The sequence below is a fragment of the Bibersteinia trehalosi USDA-ARS-USMARC-188 genome, assembly GCF_000521725.1.
GTDB classification, from domain to species: domain Bacteria; phylum Pseudomonadota; class Gammaproteobacteria; order Enterobacterales; family Pasteurellaceae; genus Bibersteinia; species Bibersteinia trehalosi.
This window is the reverse complement of the sequence record NZ_CP006954.1, coordinates 576,446-595,528: the sequence shown is the minus strand read 5'-3', so window position 1 is coordinate 595,528 and position 19,083 is coordinate 576,446. Positions and strand designations below refer to the sequence as shown.

Annotated in this window: 16 protein-coding genes; 3 read left to right on the top strand and 13 right to left on the bottom strand. The window is 39.2% G+C overall.

Annotated elements, in window-relative coordinates; genetic code table 11:
* The first annotated feature begins 108 nt into the window (after nucleotides 1-108).
* Nucleotides 109-555: a LexA family protein gene (locus F542_RS02880; protein ID WP_015433031.1), complete on the top strand. Its 447-nt coding sequence runs from the start codon at nucleotides 109-111 to the stop codon at nucleotides 553-555.
* A gap of 12 nt (nucleotides 556-567) precedes the next feature.
* Here F542_RS02880 and F542_RS02875 read toward each other — a convergent pair whose 3' ends face one another.
* On the bottom strand, nucleotides 568-1,077 hold the full coding sequence (locus F542_RS02875) for an NlpC/P60 family protein (protein ID WP_025266863.1): 510 nt from the start codon (nucleotides 1,075-1,077) through the stop codon (nucleotides 568-570).
* Nucleotides 1,078-1,657: 580 nt separating this feature from the next.
* Nucleotides 1,658-2,497: a deoxyribonuclease IV gene (nfo, locus tag F542_RS02870; RefSeq protein ID WP_025266862.1), complete on the bottom strand. Its 840-nt coding sequence runs from the start codon at nucleotides 2,495-2,497 to the stop codon at nucleotides 1,658-1,660.
* Nucleotides 2,498-2,555: 58 nt separating this feature from the next.
* On the opposite strand from nfo, the gene F542_RS02865 reads away from it, so the two are divergent.
* Nucleotides 2,556-3,113: a TorD/DmsD family molecular chaperone gene (locus tag F542_RS02865; RefSeq protein ID WP_015433034.1), complete on the top strand. Its 558-nt coding sequence runs from the start codon at nucleotides 2,556-2,558 to the stop codon at nucleotides 3,111-3,113.
* A gap of 132 nt (nucleotides 3,114-3,245) precedes the next feature.
* Here the strand turns inward: F542_RS02865 and msrA are convergent, their stop codons facing one another.
* Entirely contained in the window at nucleotides 3,246-3,752 is a 507-nt protein-coding gene (msrA, locus tag F542_RS02860) for a peptide-methionine (S)-S-oxide reductase MsrA (protein WP_015433035.1), read from the bottom strand.
* A gap of 26 nt (nucleotides 3,753-3,778) precedes the next feature.
* Nucleotides 3,779-4,954, bottom strand: a complete 1,176-nt coding sequence (locus tag F542_RS02855; protein WP_025266861.1) for a lipoprotein-releasing ABC transporter permease subunit — start codon at nucleotides 4,952-4,954, stop codon at nucleotides 3,779-3,781.
* A 1,285-nt stretch (nucleotides 4,955-6,239) separates the two neighbouring features.
* On the opposite strand from F542_RS02855, the gene F542_RS11105 reads away from it, so the two are divergent.
* Nucleotides 6,240-6,629, top strand: coding sequence for a hypothetical protein (locus F542_RS11105; RefSeq protein ID WP_231504945.1), 390 nt, complete (start codon nucleotides 6,240-6,242; stop codon nucleotides 6,627-6,629).
* 227 nt (nucleotides 6,630-6,856) lie between these two features.
* On the opposite strand, the gene F542_RS02845 is transcribed toward F542_RS11105, so the two are convergent.
* From F542_RS02845 to prfA, 9 genes are all read right to left on the bottom strand, one after another.
* Complete coding sequence (locus F542_RS02845) at nucleotides 6,857-8,293, bottom strand: HlyD family type I secretion periplasmic adaptor subunit (RefSeq protein WP_015433038.1); 1,437 nt, start codon at nucleotides 8,291-8,293, stop codon at nucleotides 6,857-6,859.
* Between the two features lie 12 nt (nucleotides 8,294-8,305).
* Nucleotides 8,306-10,432 (bottom strand): type I secretion system permease/ATPase, encoded by a 2,127-nt coding sequence (locus F542_RS02840; RefSeq protein ID WP_025266859.1) that lies wholly within the window; start codon nucleotides 10,430-10,432, stop codon nucleotides 8,306-8,308.
* A 74-nt stretch (nucleotides 10,433-10,506) separates the two neighbouring features.
* The gene (locus F542_RS02835; protein WP_015433040.1) at nucleotides 10,507-13,374 is read right to left on the bottom strand and encodes an RTX family hemolysin; all 2,868 of its coding nucleotides are present in this window, start codon (nucleotides 13,372-13,374) and stop codon (nucleotides 10,507-10,509) included.
* 15 nt (nucleotides 13,375-13,389) lie between these two features.
* Entirely contained in the window at nucleotides 13,390-13,893 is a 504-nt protein-coding gene (locus F542_RS02830; RefSeq protein ID WP_025266858.1) for a toxin-activating lysine-acyltransferase, read from the bottom strand.
* 179 nt (nucleotides 13,894-14,072) lie between these two features.
* Complete coding sequence (locus F542_RS02825; RefSeq protein ID WP_015433042.1) at nucleotides 14,073-15,020, bottom strand: 2-hydroxyacid dehydrogenase; 948 nt, start codon at nucleotides 15,018-15,020, stop codon at nucleotides 14,073-14,075.
* Nucleotides 15,021-15,128: 108 nt separating this feature from the next.
* Nucleotides 15,129-15,983, bottom strand: coding sequence for a 3-deoxy-8-phosphooctulonate synthase (kdsA, locus tag F542_RS02820; protein WP_025266857.1), 855 nt, complete (start codon nucleotides 15,981-15,983; stop codon nucleotides 15,129-15,131).
* Nucleotides 15,984-16,019: 36 nt separating this feature from the next.
* A complete protein-coding gene (locus F542_RS02815; protein ID WP_025266856.1) occupies nucleotides 16,020-16,868 on the bottom strand; it encodes a SirB1 family protein in 849 nt (282 codons plus the stop codon).
* A complete protein-coding gene (gene prmC / locus F542_RS02810; RefSeq protein ID WP_025266855.1) occupies nucleotides 16,856-17,725 on the bottom strand; it encodes a peptide chain release factor N(5)-glutamine methyltransferase in 870 nt (289 codons plus the stop codon). The genes F542_RS02815 and prmC overlap by 13 nt, the downstream gene beginning before the upstream one ends.
* A 248-nt stretch (nucleotides 17,726-17,973) precedes the next feature.
* Nucleotides 17,974-19,056, bottom strand: coding sequence for a peptide chain release factor 1 (prfA, locus tag F542_RS02805; protein WP_025266854.1), 1,083 nt, complete (start codon nucleotides 19,054-19,056; stop codon nucleotides 17,974-17,976).
* Between the last annotated feature and the right edge of the window lie 27 nt (nucleotides 19,057-19,083).

Sequence of the window (19,083 nt, the reverse complement as noted above, 5' to 3'; positions counted from 1 at the left end):
TTAACACTGTAAAAATTTACAAAAAAATTGTAATTTGCCATTGACACTGTGTAGATAAACAGTAAAATCTACAACTGTACAAACACACAGTTTTATAGGATATCTATTATGGCAACACTTAGCAATGTAACTCGGAATGCTGACTGCTCCCTTTCTTACCAACCTATCCCGCTTTATCGCGATCAAAAGCAGACTAAAGCAAAGATTAAGTTAGATCTCAACGCTTTCTGCATTCGCCGTCCTAGAGAAACTTTTTTTATCCATGTTGAAAATAGCCATTTGATTGCTTGGGGAATTGCACAGGACGACTTGCTTATTGTTGAACGTAGCGAGGAACCGCTAATTAATGAGCTTTTTGTTATAGAGCAACAGGGAAAATACCAGTTCTACCAATTTTTTAGTGAAATTAATGGTGAAAAAATTCTATTTTCACTTGATGCAAACAAACCAAATTTGCGCATTCAAAACTGGGATGAAGTGAATATGGCGGGAGTTATTACTAATGTTGTACACCAAATGCGCAACCGCACATCTCAAATGAAATATGCGGCATAACTTACATTAAATTTAAAGTACTCGGCGAGATTGTGTATAAGTTTTTGCCCAATAACGATCGGAAAGTGATGCAATAGTCACTCCCGTGCTTGAACCCGCATGCACAAACTTTCCACCACCAACATAAACACCAACATGATGATTCTTGCGGAAAAACACTAAATCACCGGGGCGTAATTCAGATTTAGCAATAGCTCGCCCACTATATCGTTGCTCCGCAGTACTTCTTGGTAAATGAATATTAAATGCTGCACTCATTGTCGTTTTAACAAATGCAGAACAATCAATACCAGCTTTACTTGTTCCGCCTAAGCGATAGCGAGTGCCAGCCCATTGGCGATAAACATTTAACACTTTTTGTGAAGCATTTATATGCGAGCTTTTATTGCTTTTAGCAAGCTGACTTGGCGTAGCGGCCTTAGTGCTTAAACTTGCCATGGCATTATGGCTATACAGCGTTAAAAGACTAAAAATCAAGCAAAAAGAAACCATCTTGCCTAAGTGGGATAAAAATTTGATCATTGTGTTTTGCATAGAAATATTGTCTCGCCAGAACTTGAGTAGCGGAACTCTCCTAAATTTTAACCATAAAATAAGCTCTAGATATATAGAGCCTCACGCACTGGTCGGACAAGTATAGCTTTATTTAGTTCTAATGTCAGAATAAATTTTCCTAAATTGCGCAATATTCAATCCACCAAATCAAAAAAATCCTTATATATCAATAAGTTTATCTCTTATGCTGAAGTTAAATCTCGTTTAGTTACTCATCATCAGCACAAAATTAAGAATGCTTACTATATGCGATACGTTATTTACAAACCCAAATTATCCATAATATAATAATGTCTATCATATGCTACAAAATAACGAAGCCATAATATAAACATATATAAAACACACCATTTATAGGCAATTTAACTAGAATAACTGTATATTAGTAGCATATGTTTCCCCATATTTTTAAAAGGAGACAATCCCATACAAAAGCAAAAAGTGATTCCCATTTTATGCTGAACCGCACTATTAGGTGCACGTTCATCTATTCAAAAAATGTGAATCACGCAATAAAAATCCGCCCAGTTCTCGGGCGGATTTTTATTTATACCATAGCTCGCAAAAACTGAATTTCATCAGCCCAATGTTCTGGTTCAATGGTTTCTAAAATCATTGGAATACCATCAAAATCGACTGATTGCATGATAAATTGGAAGACTTCAGTACCAATTGTGCCCTTACGTAGCGTATCGTGTCTATCTACTCGGCTTCCAAGTGGTGTTTTAGAGCCATTGAGATGCATACCACGTAAATAGTTAAATCCAACAATATTGGCAAATTCAGTAAAAACTTGCTCACTTTTCGCATAGCTACTAATATCGTAGCCTGCCGAAAAAAGATGACAAGTATCTAAGCAAACACCTACACGACTTTTATCTTCCACTTGTTCAATAATTTCAGCCAAATGCTCAAATCGGTAGCCCAAATTTGAGCCTTGCCCTGCTGTATTTTCAATTACTGCAACGACATTAGGTACGGCTTCAATCGCTATATTTAACGACTCAGCAATACGGCTTAAACACGCCTTTTCTGAAATTTTATTCAAATGTGCTCCTGGGTGAAAATTAAGCAATTTTAAACCTAATTGATCACATCGTTGCATCTCATCAATAAAAGCTGTACGCGATTTTTCTAGCGTCTCTGCCTCAGGATTGCCTAAATTAATCAAATATCTATCGTGCGGCAAAATCTGATCCGCGCTGAAATGGTGTACAGCACAAAAAAGTTTAAATTTTTCAATACTATCCGCCTTTAATGCAGGTGCTTTCCACTGGCGTTGATTTTTAGTGAATAGTGCAAACGCATTTGCCCCAATCTCTACCGAACGTAATACCGCATTTTCTACGCCACCAGAAGCACTCACATGGGCACCAATATATTTCATCTTATGATTTTCCTTTTATTCGTGTAACATAGCGTTTTTTATTTCTCACATTAATGTTATGAGCGAAACTACTATCAATGATTTTTCTTTACTCTGCCGATTATTCGGCAACCTTTTCTACCGTAATCCCAATGACGACATCCTAACAGGCACTTTTGCTTGGCTAAAGCAAGGTGGACTACGCCAACAATGGGCATTATCTACAGATAGCCAGAGCGAACAAGCGCTTGATATTTTAGCAAAATTGGCAAATCCACTTGAACTAAGCGAAAGCTATCAACGTTTATTTGGTGAAGATGGCTCTGTCAATACAACAATCTCGAATTATGGTTTTTCCGTAGCAGATTTTCATACTTTCCGTCAGCAACGCAATATGCCAGAAGTCGCAAATCTCGATCACGTTGCCTTACTGCTTTTAACTGCCTCTTGGATTGAAGATAATTTAGATTCAACCATTGCCCAGCAAGAACTATTTGTGCAATTTCTCCTACCTTGCCTCAGCAAATTTTTAGGCAAAGTTGAAGCATTTGATACCGGATTCTATAAAGCGCTTGCTCAACTTACCCGCGATGCACTGAGTGCAATGGCTGATGAACTAGAAGAAGAGAGTGAATAAACTTCCATAAAGAGGGGGCAGCTCAGTCACTGCCCCTTTCCATCATCAATGACTCTTTCTATGCATTCATTAACCAGAGAGTGTCTTGACGTTTAACTATAACACCAGCCTTAGCTAAAACAGCAATATCGCCTACTGATTTCTCAAAATCTCATTCATCAACTGAATATCAATATGGCAATAGCCATTAGGGTTTTTATCAAGATAATCTTGATGATACTCTTCTGCTGGGAAGTAGTGTTCTAACATTTGCTGCTCTACAGCGAGTGGCTTCGCGTAATTCTGCTGTAATGCAGACAGAGCGGCGGCAATAATCGGCTCATCAGCAGGATCAACATAGTAAATCCCAGTACGATATTGCACGCCTTTATCATTACCCTGCTGATTAATACTTACAGGATCAATCACTTTAAAATAGTAATCTAATAATTTAGCTAAGCTAATCTGCGCCGCATCATAAGTGACTTTAACCACTTCGGCATGTCCGCTACCTTGGCAAACATCTTGGTAGCTTGGATTTAATGTATTGCCATTCGCATAACCAGACTCTGCATCCAGCACGCCATTAATACGTTGCATAAAAGCTTCAGTTCCCCAAAAGCAACCGCCTGCTAAATAAATTTGTTTAATATTTTGCATAATTTTCCTTATTTTTAACCGCTTGATTATTCATAACGTAATGCTTCTGCTGGCTCAACTTTGGCTGCTTGGTAAGCAGGATAGATTGTACAAATCAGAGATAACAGCATTGAAGTAACAATAATTATCAACACCTGCAATGATGATATTTCACTTGGTAAACGTACGCCATTCGGGTTTATTAGCTCTAAGAATGTCCCTAAATTCTGCGCAATTAGCAGACCTAAAACGCCGCCTAACAGAGCCCCAATCACTCCGACAATCGCGCCTTGTGCGATAAAAATCCACATGACAGCCCCTTTTGTTAGTCCCTGGGTTTGTAAAATAGCAATTTCGCCTTGCTTATCCACCACCATCAAACTCAAAGACGTGACAATATTAGACACGGCCACAATAATAATCAGGCTAATCAATAAACCCATCATATTTTTTTCCATTCTCACCGCTTGGAAAAATTCGCCTTTATGCTCGCGCCAGTCGTTAATTTGCCATTTATCAGCGGGAAAATAATTTGCTAGCTCTGTCACCTTAAAAGGATCATCTAAAAATAAGCGTATGCCTTGCACCTGCTCGTTGGGAATGCGTAACAAACGCCCCACGTCATTTAAATTTGCAAACAGTGTATATTCGCTGCCTTCACGATGAGAAAGGTAAAAGTCTGAAACGGTAAATAGCCGCTGCACCGGCACCCGTCCAAACGGTGTGTATTGGCTATTTTCTGTGATCATTAAACGAATTTGATCACCAATTTCTAATTGTAATTGCTGTGCGAGACGCTGACTCATCACAACCTTATATTCGCCTTCTGGTAACGCATGTGATACATCAATCATACCGTTCAAGAGAGGATCATCATCGTTATGAGTCACACCTAATAGCTGTCCGGCATTAATCCCCTCTTGGCTTTGGATAACTACATTCGTACGGTTAATTTCTACACTTTTCTGCACAAAATCAGGCACTGCTAGAGACTGCCCTTTTTGCCAATGCACTTCCAGAGGTGAAATGATAGCATGCGGTAACGTGGACAACAGATTGCGTTTTTGCATATTTTCTAAGCCATTCATCACCGAAAGCACAATAACCAATGCCATCACACCCAATACAATACCAAAAGCAGCAAGGTTAGATACCAACCGCCCAAAACGATCGCCACTTTTAGAACGCCAATAGCGAAATGCAATAAATAAAGGAGTGTTCATAAATTCAAAATAAAAACGGATCAATTTTGCAAAATTCTAGCAAAATTTACCCGCTTGTAATAGTGTTAGCTATAGGCTGAACCTATTTGATTCAAAGTCTGAATTTACAATCCAAGTACAAAAATAAAACATTCTTTACGTCATCAAGGTAAACCATATCAATCAAAAAATGGCAAAAAAACATAGCAAAATAGTAGATATCCAATCATATCATCAATGACCGCTATATTTAGGACTCAAACAGTTCTCATTTTGACCATTAGGAATGGCTATACAGTATTAGACAAAATGAGGAGAACTTATTTAGTTATACTAGTAGACAGAAAAAGTCATTTTGAGTTGAGATAAAAAATTCCCAATAAAAACTCAATCCCTGTATTGGCAGAGATATATTATCCGCTCAAAAAGCAAGTAAAGCAGCTCAAGTTCAGATAGAGGAAAAGCATTGGTACAACCTGATAACATCGTTTACATCTTACCCCAAACACATCGTTTACATTTTCCCGTAAACTAATCGCTAAAATCTGCAACGGAGAATGACGATGCCTTGGAAAGAGACGAATGTAATGGAACAACGAGTGATATTCATCAATGCGTGGTTGTCCCGATGCTATACTAAAATTCAACTGTGTCGGCAGTTTAACATCAGCCGCCCGACTGCCGATAAATAGATTAAACGCCATGAGCAGGTAGGGGTTGCCGACTTAAGCGAGCTTTCCCGTAAACCGAGACACAGTCCGAATGCCACGCCACAATGGATTGTCTATCGGCTTAAACATCCCGATTGGGGCGCCCAAAAGTTGCTCGACTACTTTGCTTTAAGCTATCCGTCTGTCGAGCGACCGTCGGACAGCACTGGCGATTTTATTTTGGCCCGTGCCGGTTTGGTTGAGCTGCGCAAGCATAAACTCAGAACCTCTGCCGATGCCGCACCTTTCAGCGATTGCCTTGAAACCAATGCGGTGTGGTGCAGCGATTTCAAAGGCTAATTTACCCTTGGCAACAAGCAGTTGTTCTATCCGCTGACGGTCACAGATTTATTCGGTTGCCATTTATTCGCTTGCGAAGGCTTTTCCGGCACTCAGGCTTGCCATGTTTTCGCCGTTTTCGACCGCTTGTTCTGCGAATTCGAGCCGCCGTGCTCAATCCCCTCCGATAAGGCACGTCTTTTGCCTCAGCCGTATTGAGCAGCATCAGCCGGCTGCCCAAATGGTGGATTGACCTCGGCATTCGCCCACAACGGATTAAACCGTCGCATCCGGAACAAAACAGGCAACACGGACGAATGCACTGCAGTCTGAAAGCACACTTGCTTAAACGCCCAAATTGCGTGGAGCATACGCTGAGCGAACAACAAGCGTTTTTTGACGATTTTCGCCAAGAATACAATAAAATTCATTCGCACGAAGGACTCGACCACAGGCTTTACCGACCGTCTGACTGGCAATACTCGAATAAGGTTGAAACCTATGAATATGAGGCTCATCAACACATTCGCCAAGTGAAACAAAGTGGCGAAATTAAGTGGCGGGGTAAGACTTATTACATCAGCCAAGTGTTAGCCAAAGAACCGATTGCCTTTGAGCCCTTATGCAGACGGCATTTGGCGGATTTATTATCCAATTTTTGCTCTTGGGTGAATTTCACGAACGAGAGCAAAAAATCATGCCATTGACCCGATGGCACACAAACACGATGTAAACAATCTCCTTAGGGAGAAAGGTAAATAATGTTTGTGTTGTACAGATATTTCAAAGAGATTTAGCAACATTACTTGGGGAAAATAGATTTGGGAGGAAAAGAATTTAAGCTCAAATTAATCTGACAGACACCGCCATTTTAAACAGGGACTGTCAGATTAGGTTTGATCTTCACATTCAAATGAAACGTATCTATCCCCCTTTAACGTTCCCTTAAGCTTTCTGTAATAGACTCCTCAAGTGGGCTGAGTAAATAACTCATTACACTACGTTCACCTGTTTTGATTTCAGCCGTTATCGTCATTCCTGAGCCCAACTCAATGGTTCTTCCATCAGGAGAGCTAAGATTCTTTTTATCTATACTGATAGTTGCATTAAAGACTAAGCCGACATTAGGCTGCTCAATAGCATCGGGACTAATATGCTTAATTCGGCCAGTTAAATAACCATAGCGTGTATAAGGGAAAGTCTCTACTTTAATCACTACCTCTTGTCCAGCGGTGACAAAGCCGATATCTTTGTTTTGAACAAGTACGCTCGCCTCTAATACATCATCTTCTGGTACCATGACCATCAGGGTTTCCGCTGTCGTGACAACACCACCTATCGTATGAATTTTTAATTGTTGAACAGTACCAGAAATCGGCGCTCTAATCATAGAAGCTTGCTTACGCTGATTATTTTTTTCTAATTCAAGCCGAAGTTGACGTTCATTTTCAATATGCTGTTTTAATTTTTCTAATACATCGCTTTTAAAGAATTGCGTGATCAATTCAAGTTCTTCTTTTACATTGAGTAGATCATTTTCTAATTCATTTAATTTTGAGCGATAAACAGCTAGCTCATTCTGAGCCTCAATTAATTTATTTTCTTGCGCAAGAAGTTCGTGCTTAGATAAAGACTTCTGTTTATAAAGTGCCTTAAAGTCTTTTAATTTTTCTTGTTCAATACGTGTTGCACCTTCATATTTACGGACATAGGCAAATATTGTTTGTTTTTCAGCCTCTTTACGCTTATACGCTAAAGTTTTCTGTGTTTTTTGTTTTTGCCAAGTGGTGTATTGCTCCTCAATTAAGTGTTTAATACGTAGTCGATCTTCTTCCGATGAATCTTTAAATTCGGTTCTAGATAAATCAATCACCGGCAAGGACTCTTTTTCAATGGCAGTAAGCAAAGTTTGGTAGCGATAGCTCTCCAGTTTAGCTAAAGAAAGTGAAGCAATGGTCTTTTTGATATCTGCATCAGAACCCAATGCAGTTAAGCTGACTAATAATTGCCCTTTTTCCACAAACTGCCCATCTTTAACGAAAATTTCTTGTACAATGGCGTTTTCAATCGGTTTAATTTCTTTACTTCTGCCACTAAAAGTTAATTTACCGGGAGCAGTCGCCACAATTTCAACTTTACTCACACTCGCAAGTACGATTGCTATTATTAAAAATAGCATAATTGAATAGGAAATTAAGCGAGGCTTTTTCGAAACTGGTGTTTCAATCAATTCTAAGTGCGCAGGTAGAAATTCACTTTCATCTTTTTTTCTATTTGGGTGATCTAGTTCTTTACGAATTTTCCATACTTCTACCCAGATATTTTTATAGCGTAGGAAAAATTCATAAATACCGCTAAGCCATATTTTCATGATTATCCTTCTTTAATTTAGTTGTAATTGGTGTAAGTAAGAATAAAGCCCATTACTGTTTTGTAGTAATTCGTGATGTTTGCCTTGTTCTACTATTTCCCCTTTTTCCATCACAATAATCCGATCAGCATTTTTTACTGTAGATAAGCGATGAGCTATTAAAATCACAGTTCGACCTTGGCATATTTTTTGCATATTTTGCATAATAATATGCTCAGACTCGTAATCGAGGGCACTGGTTGCCTCATCAAAAATCAGGATTTTCGGGTTATTTACCAAGGCTCGTGCAATCGCAATCCGTTGGCGTTGCCCGCCTGAAAGCCCCGCTCCTTGTTCACCCACAATGGTGTTATAACCTTCACGCAATTCTGAAATAAAATCGTGAGCCCCTGCTAATTTTGCTGCATAAATTACTCGCTCCATTGGCATTCCTGGATCTGATAGCGCAATATTTTCTCGGATACTGCGGTTTAATAACACATTATCTTGCAGCACTACACCTATTTGACGGCGTAGCCAGTTTGGATCAGCTAAGGCTAGATCATGTCCATCAATCAAAACCTGCCCATTTTCAGGAATATAAAAACGTTGCAGTAATTTAGTCAGAGTACTTTTGCCTGAACCGGAACGTCCAACAATCCCAATCACTTCTCCTTGCCTAATTTCTAAATTCACATTATTTAAAATAGTTGGTGCATCTGGTTTATATCTAAAGCGGATATTTTTAAATGAGATATCGCCTTTTATTTCTGGTAGTGATAACTTTCCTTGATATTGCTCTGTTGGAGAGTTTAAAACATCACCTAAGCGAGTGACGGAAATCCCAACTTGTTGGAAATCTTGCCAGAGCTGAGCTAACCGAATCACCGGTGCAATCACTTGTCCTGACAGCATATTAAAGGCAATTAATTGTCCAATACTAAGATCGCCTGAAATAACTAAGTGTGCCCCTAACCAAAGGTTAATCACCATAACGGTTTTTTGAATAAGTTGTACACCTTGTTGCCCAATGGTTGCTAATACGGTGACACGGAAACTTGATGAAACATAGCTTGCCAGCTGTTTATCCCATGTATCAGTCATTTGTGGAGCAACCGCCATCGCTTTAATCATATTGATGGCTGTTACCGACTCAACTAAGAATGCTTGGTTATCAGCACTTCGGGCAAATTTATCATCTAGACGTCGTCGCAAAATTGGACTGATAAAAATAGACCACAATATATAGAAAGGTAATGAGCCAAGAATAACAAGAGTCAACTTCGGACTGTAATACCACATCACGGCAAAGAAGATAAAAGAGAATAATAAATCTAGAACAGAAGTTAATGCTTGCCCTGTGAGAAAATTTCGAATTTGATCTAATTCTCTAACCCTAGCGACTGTATCTCCAACTCGTCTGTTTTCAAAATAAGAAATGGGTAGTGATAATAAATGTCGAAATAATTTAGCGCCTAATTCAACATCAATACGGCTAGTGCTATGAGAAAAAACATAGGTTCTCAAACCACTTAGTACAATTTCAAAGATGATCACAATAGCTAAGGCAACCGTAATGATATTCAAGGTTGAAAAACCTCGATGCACCAGTACTTTATCCATAACAACTTGGAAAAATAGCGGTGTAATTAGGGCAAAAATTTGCAAAAAGATCGAAACAATCAAGGTTTCTAGAAAGATTTTTCGGTATTTGATCACTGCCGGAATAAACCAGGTGAAATCGAACTTTGCTAGTTGACCTACTACGGAAGCTCTAGATGTGACCAAAATTAATTGCCCTTGATAGCAGGCTTCAAATTCGTCTTGTGACAGAATTTGTGGGGCATCTTGTTCCAAATTGTAAGTTAAATAGCGGTTATTATCGGTATCCACTTTTACCAATAAAAAATGTTTACCGTTATCTTGCCAAACTAATGCAGGTAAATTCACCAAGTGTAAGCGAGAAATCTCTTTTTTAATGTGTTTCGCTTTCAACACTAACGATTTTGCGGCTAAAAGCCAAGAGGTTAAAGAAAGCCCTTTTCCGTCAAGATCAAATTTATGTTTTATTTCTTCCGGATTAAGCGAAATATTATGGTATTGTGCCAACATAGTGAGGGCAACTAAACCAAGATCATTCCTTTGATGGTTAGCTTCCATATTGTCTCCTTTTATAAAATAAAACGGCAACTCCATAATGTGCGAAACAATATAGAGTTGCCAATCATTAAAAATTAAGCTGCTCTAGCAAATTGAATAGAAGATAAACTCGGATCCAACATTGAAGTTGGGCTCGCTAATACATTTCTCGAATCATTAGACGAGGTAAATGCACTTGCAGATGAGATTAACTTATCTAAACTGTTTGATGCATCTCGGCTATATTTGAGTAATTGATAGTTATCCACAACTTTTGTCAGTTCACTCTGAGCGATTTTACCGTTACCTTTTTCGATAAGTTCATCCACTTGCTTCGAGGTAATCCGTTCACCATTTTGACCGATAATCTCTTCAATTTTATCGTCTCTTGTTGCAACATAATTTTGAATTGTTTTTGCAAACTCTGCTTCACGGAACCAGTTTTGAATGGTGACTTTTTCCTGCTTGGTATTAGTAATCACAAGGTGGTGATTTACTTTCTCAAAGGTTAAATCTTTTAGATTTGAGTCAGAGAATGATAATTTATCATTACCTTCCGATTCAGTAATTGAATCATTACCATCGCCTTGACGGTGAACGAAAATATCATCACCTTTACCGCCGTGTAATAGGTCATTGCCTTTACCGCCATCGATAAAGTCATCACCATTTCCACCATCGATAATATCATCGCCTTTACCACCAAATAAGCGGTCATTGCCGTCGTTACCGTCAATAGTATCGACACCATCACCACCATTAAAGGCATCATTGAACTTACTACCTTTAAAAATATCGTTATGTGATGTACCGATAATTTCTTCAACAGCTTTCAAGGTATCTTTGGTGTAATAACCGGCATGGTGCTGGTTATTGCTATGACGATATTCAATTTTTTCTTCACGGTTGCCCACTAATGCGGTGTGAGTTGAAGTCACTTCGTGTAATGCTTTACCGCTTTCTACGAAACGATTTACGGTATAACTACCTTGCTCGGTCTCTTTGGTTGCATCAATAGTTAAAGCACCATAGTTTCCGCGGCTATAGTGAACTCGGTCGTAACCTTCACCACCATCAATTTCTGTAGTACCTGAGCCAACAAATACATTGTCATCGCCATCACCTAATGTTGCAACAATCTTCGTTTCTTTGGTTTTAATAACATTCTCAGCATGATCCAACTCAACACCAATTCGCTGAACGACATTCGTTAAATCAAATGTTGAGCTCGCTGCGCCATCTTTAATTTGCCAGCTATCTACTCGGTTAATATGAAGTTTAGTAATATACTCATATTTACCCGTCTGCACTCGCTCGCGTTTTTCTGTTCCCGGAGTTAATAACGGTGTCCGGAATAAAATATGCTGTGTTTTCGCTTCTCCAGTGTTACTAACATCAATAATCCCTTTCGCAGAATCTAATTGCACTAATTTATCCGCTTTAAGATGTTGACCTTCTTCAAAGGCATCAACATAGGCTTTCCCGCTAAGTACTTTTTCACCTAGACGACTGATACCAGCTAAATCACCTATATTACTATCCCATTGTTGCTGAGTAATTGCAATTACACGCTCGGCTTGTAATTCTTTATTTAAGTTCAATAAGAATTTCATATTATCTTGTAAATTCGCAAGATAACGGGCATCGTAACCATTTTCAAAGTAGTTTTTACCACCATTATTCTTTTCCCATTCTACAATTTTATTATGAATTTTATTCGCCACATGTTCAAACATTGCCTGCTTAGAATATTGTAAAATCGTAGAAATGACACCAGTAATACCCGATACTAGTAAAGCGATAGGGGAAGCAACCACAGAGCCAGCGGCAGCAGCAGACACACCACCAGCAATAGCAGCTAATGCTGTATTGATTGCAGTGACGGATGCATCAATAGTCCCTGTACCATGTTGATATTCAGCTAATAAGCTATCACCTTCATAACCTAATTTTTTAAAACGTTCAGCATAGTTTTCTAAACTTTTTGCTCGATCAAATTTATCAGCAATACCCGCAAACGATAATGGACTGATAGCAAGTGCAACAGTTGAGGCTATTAAAGCAGCAACAGGGCCCGTAGAGGATAATCCTGCTGCAACACGCTGAGCCAAAATATATGAAGAAACTGCTTTCGTAATATTACCAACTACTTGATTTGCTAACTCAAAGCCTGCTCCTACCTTTTTAGCTGTTGAAGCATCTTTATCAGCAAGAACAAGTGCTGCAGTCGCACCTGATAATAAACCCGAAATGACATCTAAACCAAGACCAGCTTTATCAAGTCCACCGATATTTTTGAGTTTATCCCCTAAAGCTCCTAGACCTTTTACATTTTGTAATTTAGAACCAAATTGACTGATTTGCTCACTAAAGGCATCAAGTGTTTGTACTGAATTAGCAATATTCTCAATCAATGAGTTAGTTAACTCTAAACCAGCTTTAGCCAGAGTAAGTTGATCGCTCTCATTCTGCAATGCTTCGTCTAAATCCATACCAGCTAATACAGATCCTAGAATTGATTGAACTCCAGATAATACTGTTTTTGCTTGGCTAAAATTTTGCGCAATGCTTTCAGATGAACCTAATGCTTGACCTACTTTATTTTTTTGCAATAGCTTATCAAGTTGTGGTGCGGATAATACAATACCACGTTCAGTTAAACCCAATACATTTTGAATTGTTCCCAAACTAGTTTGGGCTTTAGCAATATCATTGCCTTCTTCTTTCTGTACCTCAATACCTAACTCTTCAGCAGCTTTAACCAAATCTTGTAATCCATTACCACTACCTGAATCATATTTGTAATCTTTTGGTATATAGAGAATGATTTTTTTAGCTCCGTTTTTTAAAGTCTGTCCAGCTTGGGTTAATGACTGCCCTGCTCTATTTAAGCCGCCTCTTGTTGCAGTTAAAGTACTTCTTATTCCATTTGATAAGGTTGATAGGGTTAGTTTAGTTCCCATAAGGGAGATCTCCTCTTATTTTTCGATAAAATTAAATTCATTTTTCAACGCTGTTGCCAGTTCTTCTTGATATATATCAAAACGTTCTTTTGCTGTTTTTTTGTCTAATTTACCTCCTTTAAAATAAGTAATTTTACCTAGTTCTTTCTGTTTTGGATAAAACCGTATAGCTCTGACGATCATATCTGGGTATTTCTGACACATTTTTTTATAAAGTAATTGAGAATGTCCAAATGGCGCTACCCAGTCAATAATCCAGCGTCGATCACCCGATTGCCATTCATCGGATGTTAACGAACTAATATCCTTAATATATTTTACCTCTGTCTCCAGATTTAAGTCTGCCCAGCTACAATAAGCAATAGGTATCCCATTATCGACAAGCAGCATATATTGTTCATTTTCAATTGCTGGAATAACATTACAAGCTAACAATTTGCAGCTCCATTCCTTATGGAGAGAGGAATTCATCCATAGCCATGTGATATTCCCTAGTAGATTAAAATTATTTCCTTTCATAACTCACACCACCTTCATTTAAAATACGAATGAGAATTATAACACTATATAATTATTTTTATCAAAAAACAGAAAAAAGAAGTGGAAAACAACCGCATTCTGCTTATTAAAAACGTAAGAAGCAATATTTACGGTTGTAATTGACGCTAAAGGGAGAGTAGAGGGAGGGTAGAGTGAGGCTATTTACCTACTACTACAAATTCTTCAATATTTTGTGCCACTTTATTGACTAAAGTGGTTACCGCACTATCCGATGCCCACGCAACATGTGGCGTAATCAGTAGATTTGGTAAACGTTTAGCCGCTTGCATAAGTGGATTATCTTTTTCTGGTGGCTCTTTCACCAAAACATCTAATGCCGCACCAGCAATTTCACCATTTTCTAAGGCATTTAACAAAGCACTTTCATCAACCAAAGGTCCTCGTCCCGTATTGATTAAATACGCGGTTGGTTTCATCAATGCGAGGGTTTCTGCATTAATTAAATTTTGTGTAGTTTCAGTTAATGGGCAATGCAGCGTAACAATATCCGCTTGCTTGAGCACATCTTCAAATGGCGTGTAACCTTCACGAATTGTTGTAGCCCCTTTATGTTCTGCATACAGCACATTCATGCCTAACAGCGTTGCTAAACGCCCGATTTCTGAGCCAAGATTCCCTTTCCCAAATACCCCTAAGGTTGAACCACGAATATCTGTGATTGGATAGTCGGTATAGCAGAATTGCCCGCAAGTTGCCCAGCGATCAGAAGTGACTTGATCTCGATGATAACCAATTAAACTATGTTTCAAGGCAAATATCATTCCCAAAACATGTTCAGGCACGGTAACCGAAGAGTAGCCCGTTACATTTTTAACCGCTATTCCCAGCTCTTTTGCTGCTACGGTGTCAATATTATTCGTCCCCGTTGCAGTAATCGCGATCAGCTTTAATTTTGGCAAACGAGCAAGCATTTCTCGATCAAAAATCACTTTACTCGTGATAATGATATCTGCATCTTTAGCTCGTTCAAAAGTTTGCTCCGCTGTAGTACGATCATATTCCACCCAGTTATGAGCAAATGAAGGACGAGGGATTTCATGTGTTGCAGGAATGCCTGTACGGTCTAAAAAAACGATGTTGAGCATAGTGTTTCCTTATGTTTTTTATGATTAAAATACCGGAATCAATATATATCAAGCGGTTAAAATTAACAATTTTTTTACAAAAGGGCGAAATCATTCGCCCTTAGTTCATTATTTTGAGGTATCAATCTCAGGGAATGACTTCACCAAATCATCAATCGCTTTCATCTGTCCGACAAAGGCTTCAAGGGTTGAAAGTGGTAATGCTGATGGACCATCACATTTTGCGTTGTTTGGATCAGGGTGAGCTTCTAGGAATAAACCTGCAATGCCCACCGCTAAACCTGCACGGGCAAGCTCGGTAACTTGAGCACGTCTACCACTTGATGCAGCACCAAATGGATCACGACATTGCAATGAATGGGTAACGTCAAAAATCACTGGGCAACCTTTGGAAACTTGTTTCATTACACTGAAACCGAGCATATCTACCACTAAATTATCGTAACCAAAATTTGTACCACGATCACAAAGAATCACTTGATCGTTACCACATTCCTCAATTTTTTCTACGATATTGCCCATCTGTCCTGGGCTTAAAAATTGCGGTTTTTTCACATTAATTACCGCACCAGTACGAGCCATTGCTTCCACTAAATCGGTTTGGCGCGCAAGGAATGCTGGTAACTGGATAATATCAACCACTTCGGCAACGGGTTTACATTGGTAAATTTCATGTACATCCGTGATGATCTTTACGCCAAAAGTATCTTTTAATTCCTGGAAGATTTTCAAACCTTCTTCCATACCCGGCCCTCGATAAGAGTGGATCGAGGAACGGTTGGCTTTATCAAATGAGGCTTTAAACACATATGGCACACCAAGTTTATTGGTGACTTCCACATATTTTTCACAGACAGCCATTGCCATATCACGGCTTTCCAGCACATTCATCCCACCAAATAGGGTAAATGGCTTGTCATTGGCAATTTCAAGATTGCCGAGTTTGATGGTTTTTTGTTGCATAAGGTTTCCTTATTTTCTCTCGTAAAGAGAATTTACTTAATGAATAATAAATGCTTTGCCTTGTTTCTCTAATGCGGGGATTTCCATTTTGAGCATCATTGCCGAAGGATCATCTGGACATTGATCGATAAAATAGTTGAGATCTTCAATGGCAGCTTGATAACACTCCATACTGGCTAAAATCATGCCTCGATCTCTGATTTCATAAGGATCATCTGGTTGCTCCTGTAAGCGATATTCAATCACTCTCAAGGTTTCTTCAAATTTTTTCTCGCGAGTTAATGCCATCTTTAACACCGTCTCTAAGCGCTCTAGCAACTCACTTGGCTCGGCAATTTTTAAATGCTGGCGTGCTAAACTCGTGCTCGCTCCCATTTCGCCTTCAAGCAGTTTTTCCATCTGTTCAAAGCTAAGATAAGTGCCATTCCACAAATCAATAAAACGGCTCTCTTTACGCCCATTTTCAAGAGTCACTTCCGCTTGCAATAATAATTGCGTAGGGAAATTGACGGGATAAAGCGGCAAATCTAACACACTTGCAAGCTGTAATAATACCGCCCCCAACGACACAGGCATACCACGCTTTAAATCTAACACTTGATTTAACATTAAATTTTGTGAATGATAATATTCTGCGTGGTGACAATAAAACCCCTGTTCTTGGTAGAAAAATGCTAAAAGCTGCTCAATTCGCGCCAAATCCGTATCCGCATTCACTGCATAGCGTGCCTTTTTTACCAAGGCCGCCATTTTGCCGTAAAGCTGTGGCGCGGTGAGATTATTATCTAATAACAAACTAATACGAATTAATTCTCGATATAAAAATTGCTGTAATGCAACCCGCTCTTTTTTAGAAAAAGGAGGTTGAAAATTTATCTGTTCCATTCGGCACTCGTTACTCTATCATTACCGCCATAATCCTGTGCGGTTTGAATGTTATCCCATTGATTTTGTTTAAATAATTCTTGTACAGCAAAAGCTTGCTGCCAACCATGTTCAAGCAGTAAAACGCCATTTTTATTCAATGCAAGCGGTGCATTTTGAATAATTTTTTGCAAATCACTTAAACCCTGCTGTTCGGCAACTAATGCAGACAAGGGTTCAAAACGAACATCACCAACCATTAAATTTTCATCATCAGCATCAATATAAGGCGGATTACTGACGATAATGTCAAATTTACGCTCACCTAATGCTGAAAACCAATCACTTTGTAAAAAACAGACATTATCAAAACCAAGATTTTGCCGATTTTGTTCAGCAAGCTCTACTGCTTCTATGATGCGATCTACCCCTACTATTCCCGCTTTCTCTTTCAGCTCACTAGCAAGTGCTAATGCAATCGCTCCCGTGCCTGTGCCGAGATCCAAAATTTGCACTCTTTTCTGACTTTCTAACCGTTTGTAAGCTCTATCAAGGGCAAGTTCAACTAAGCGTTCAGTATCTGGGCGGGGAATTAACGTGTGCGGAGAGACCTTTAAAGGCAAAGACCAAAACTCACGCTCGCCTAAAATATACGCCATTGGCTCACCTTTCACACGGCGAGCCAATTTTTCCGTTAATTCAGTTAATTCATTTTCCGTTAATTCTGTCTCCGCAAAAGCAAAAATGGCAGATTTTGAACGTTTTGTTACCGCTTGTAGCAGTAAATTTGCGTCAAATTTTGCATTTAAAAACGGATCATTCTTAACGTTTTTAAGTAATTGCTGAGTGGCGAATGTGAGCCATTGGGCGTAGTTCATTGTTTAATCTATCTTTGTTGTGATCTGACTCCCCTCTTTAGCAAAGAGGGGCAGGGGGAGATTTGGCAGAAGAAATTATCGAAGAAAATAAGTTATAAAAATGCATAAATTATCAACAAATTTCAGCTATCAATTACTCTCTCACTCCGCCAATCACACCTGCCAAATCTCCCCTAACCCCTCTTTGCTAAAGAGGGGAATCACATCGAGCAGAAATGCAGGATTTAGCACTAGTTATACAATCTTTATTACGGCTGATCCGACAACGCTGCCAACTGATCCGCTTGGTATTCGGTGATAATCGGCTGAATTAACTCATCAATTTTGCCGTTCATGACTTCATCTAAGCGGTAAACGGTAAGATTGATACGGTGATCGGTAACACGCCCTTGTGGGTAGTTATAAGTGCGGATTTTATCTGAACGGTCGCCCGAACCAAGTAGATTACGGCGAGTATCCGCTTGCTCTTGAGCTTGTTTCTCTTTTTCCACTTGAACAATGCGAGAGGCTAACACTGCTAATGCTTTCGCTTTGTTTTTATGTTGTGAACGTTCGTCTTGACACTCTACCACGATACCTGTTGGAATGTGAGTAATGCGCACCGCAGAGTCGGTGGTATTCACGTGCTGACCACCCGCACCTGATGAACGGTAGGTATCAATACGCAAATCCGATGGGTTAATTTCTGGCAATTCGCTCTCTGGCAATTCAGGCATTACTGCAACGGTGCACGCAGACGTGTGGATACGCCCCTGTGATTCAGTTTTTGGCACACGTTGTACACGGTGGCCGCCCGATTCAAATTTGAGCTGCCCGTAAACGCCTTCACCCGAAATTTTCACAATAATTTCTTTATAACCACCTTGCTCACTTTCATTGGCCGAAAGCTCTTCAATACGCCAGCGTTTACTTTCACAATAACGGCTATACATACGGTATAAATCCCCTGCGAAAATCCCCGCTTCATCACCACCTGTTCCCGCACGAATTTCTAAGAATGCGTTGTATTCATCGTTTGGATCTTTTGGTAATAAAAGAATTTGTAACTGTTGTTCAGTTTGCTCAATCTCTGCTTTATTTTGCTCAATCTCTTCTTGGGCGATCTCTTTCATATCAGGATCGTCTAACAGTAATTGTGCATCTTCAATATCGGCGTGCAATTTATTCCAACGATTAAATGCTCCAACCACTTCTTCTAACTGGGCATACTCTTTGGAATAACTACGGAATTTCTCTTGATCGTTAATCACTGATGGGTCGCCTAGCAATGCCTGTAACTCTTCGTGGCGTTCTGCTAAGCTTTCTAATTTGCTAATAATTGATGGTTTCATTATTTGTCTAAAATGGAGTAAAAAAAC

What these genes read in the sequence shown, in the direction of transcription:
- F542_RS02880 (WP_015433031.1), top strand. Translation starts at nt 109, where the DNA reads ATGGCAACACTTAGCAATGTAACTCGGAATGCTGACTGCTCCCTTTCT.
- F542_RS02845 (WP_015433038.1), bottom strand. Translation starts at nt 8,293, where the DNA reads ATGAAAATATGGCTTAGCGGTATTTATGAATTTTTCCTACGCTATAAA.
- F542_RS02865 (WP_015433034.1), top strand. Translation starts at nt 2,556, where the DNA reads ATGAGCGAAACTACTATCAATGATTTTTCTTTACTCTGCCGATTATTC.
- F542_RS02840 (WP_025266859.1), bottom strand. Translation starts at nt 10,432, where the DNA reads ATGGAAGCTAACCATCAAAGGAATGATCTTGGTTTAGTTGCCCTCACT.
- F542_RS02815 (WP_025266856.1), bottom strand. Translation starts at nt 16,868, where the DNA reads ATGGAACAGATAAATTTTCAACCTCCTTTTTCTAAAAAAGAGCGGGTT.
- F542_RS02830 (WP_025266858.1), bottom strand. Translation starts at nt 13,893, where the DNA reads ATGAAAGGAAATAATTTTAATCTACTAGGGAATATCACATGGCTATGG.
- prmC (WP_025266855.1), bottom strand. Translation starts at nt 17,725, where the DNA reads ATGAACTACGCCCAATGGCTCACATTCGCCACTCAGCAATTACTTAAA.
- F542_RS02825 (WP_015433042.1), bottom strand. Translation starts at nt 15,020, where the DNA reads ATGCTCAACATCGTTTTTTTAGACCGTACAGGCATTCCTGCAACACAT.
- F542_RS02835 (WP_015433040.1), bottom strand. Translation starts at nt 13,374, where the DNA reads ATGGGAACTAAACTAACCCTATCAACCTTATCAAATGGAATAAGAAGT.
- F542_RS02855 (WP_025266861.1), bottom strand. Translation starts at nt 4,954, where the DNA reads ATGAACACTCCTTTATTTATTGCATTTCGCTATTGGCGTTCTAAAAGT.
- F542_RS11105 (WP_231504945.1), top strand. Translation starts at nt 6,240, where the DNA reads ATGCACTGCAGTCTGAAAGCACACTTGCTTAAACGCCCAAATTGCGTG.
- msrA (WP_015433035.1), bottom strand. Translation starts at nt 3,752, where the DNA reads ATGCAAAATATTAAACAAATTTATTTAGCAGGCGGTTGCTTTTGGGGA.
- F542_RS02875 (WP_025266863.1), bottom strand. Translation starts at nt 1,077, where the DNA reads ATGATCAAATTTTTATCCCACTTAGGCAAGATGGTTTCTTTTTGCTTG.
- nfo (WP_025266862.1), bottom strand. Translation starts at nt 2,497, where the DNA reads ATGAAATATATTGGTGCCCATGTGAGTGCTTCTGGTGGCGTAGAAAAT.
- prfA (WP_025266854.1), bottom strand. Translation starts at nt 19,056, where the DNA reads ATGAAACCATCAATTATTAGCAAATTAGAAAGCTTAGCAGAACGCCAC.
- kdsA (WP_025266857.1), bottom strand. Translation starts at nt 15,983, where the DNA reads ATGCAACAAAAAACCATCAAACTCGGCAATCTTGAAATTGCCAATGAC.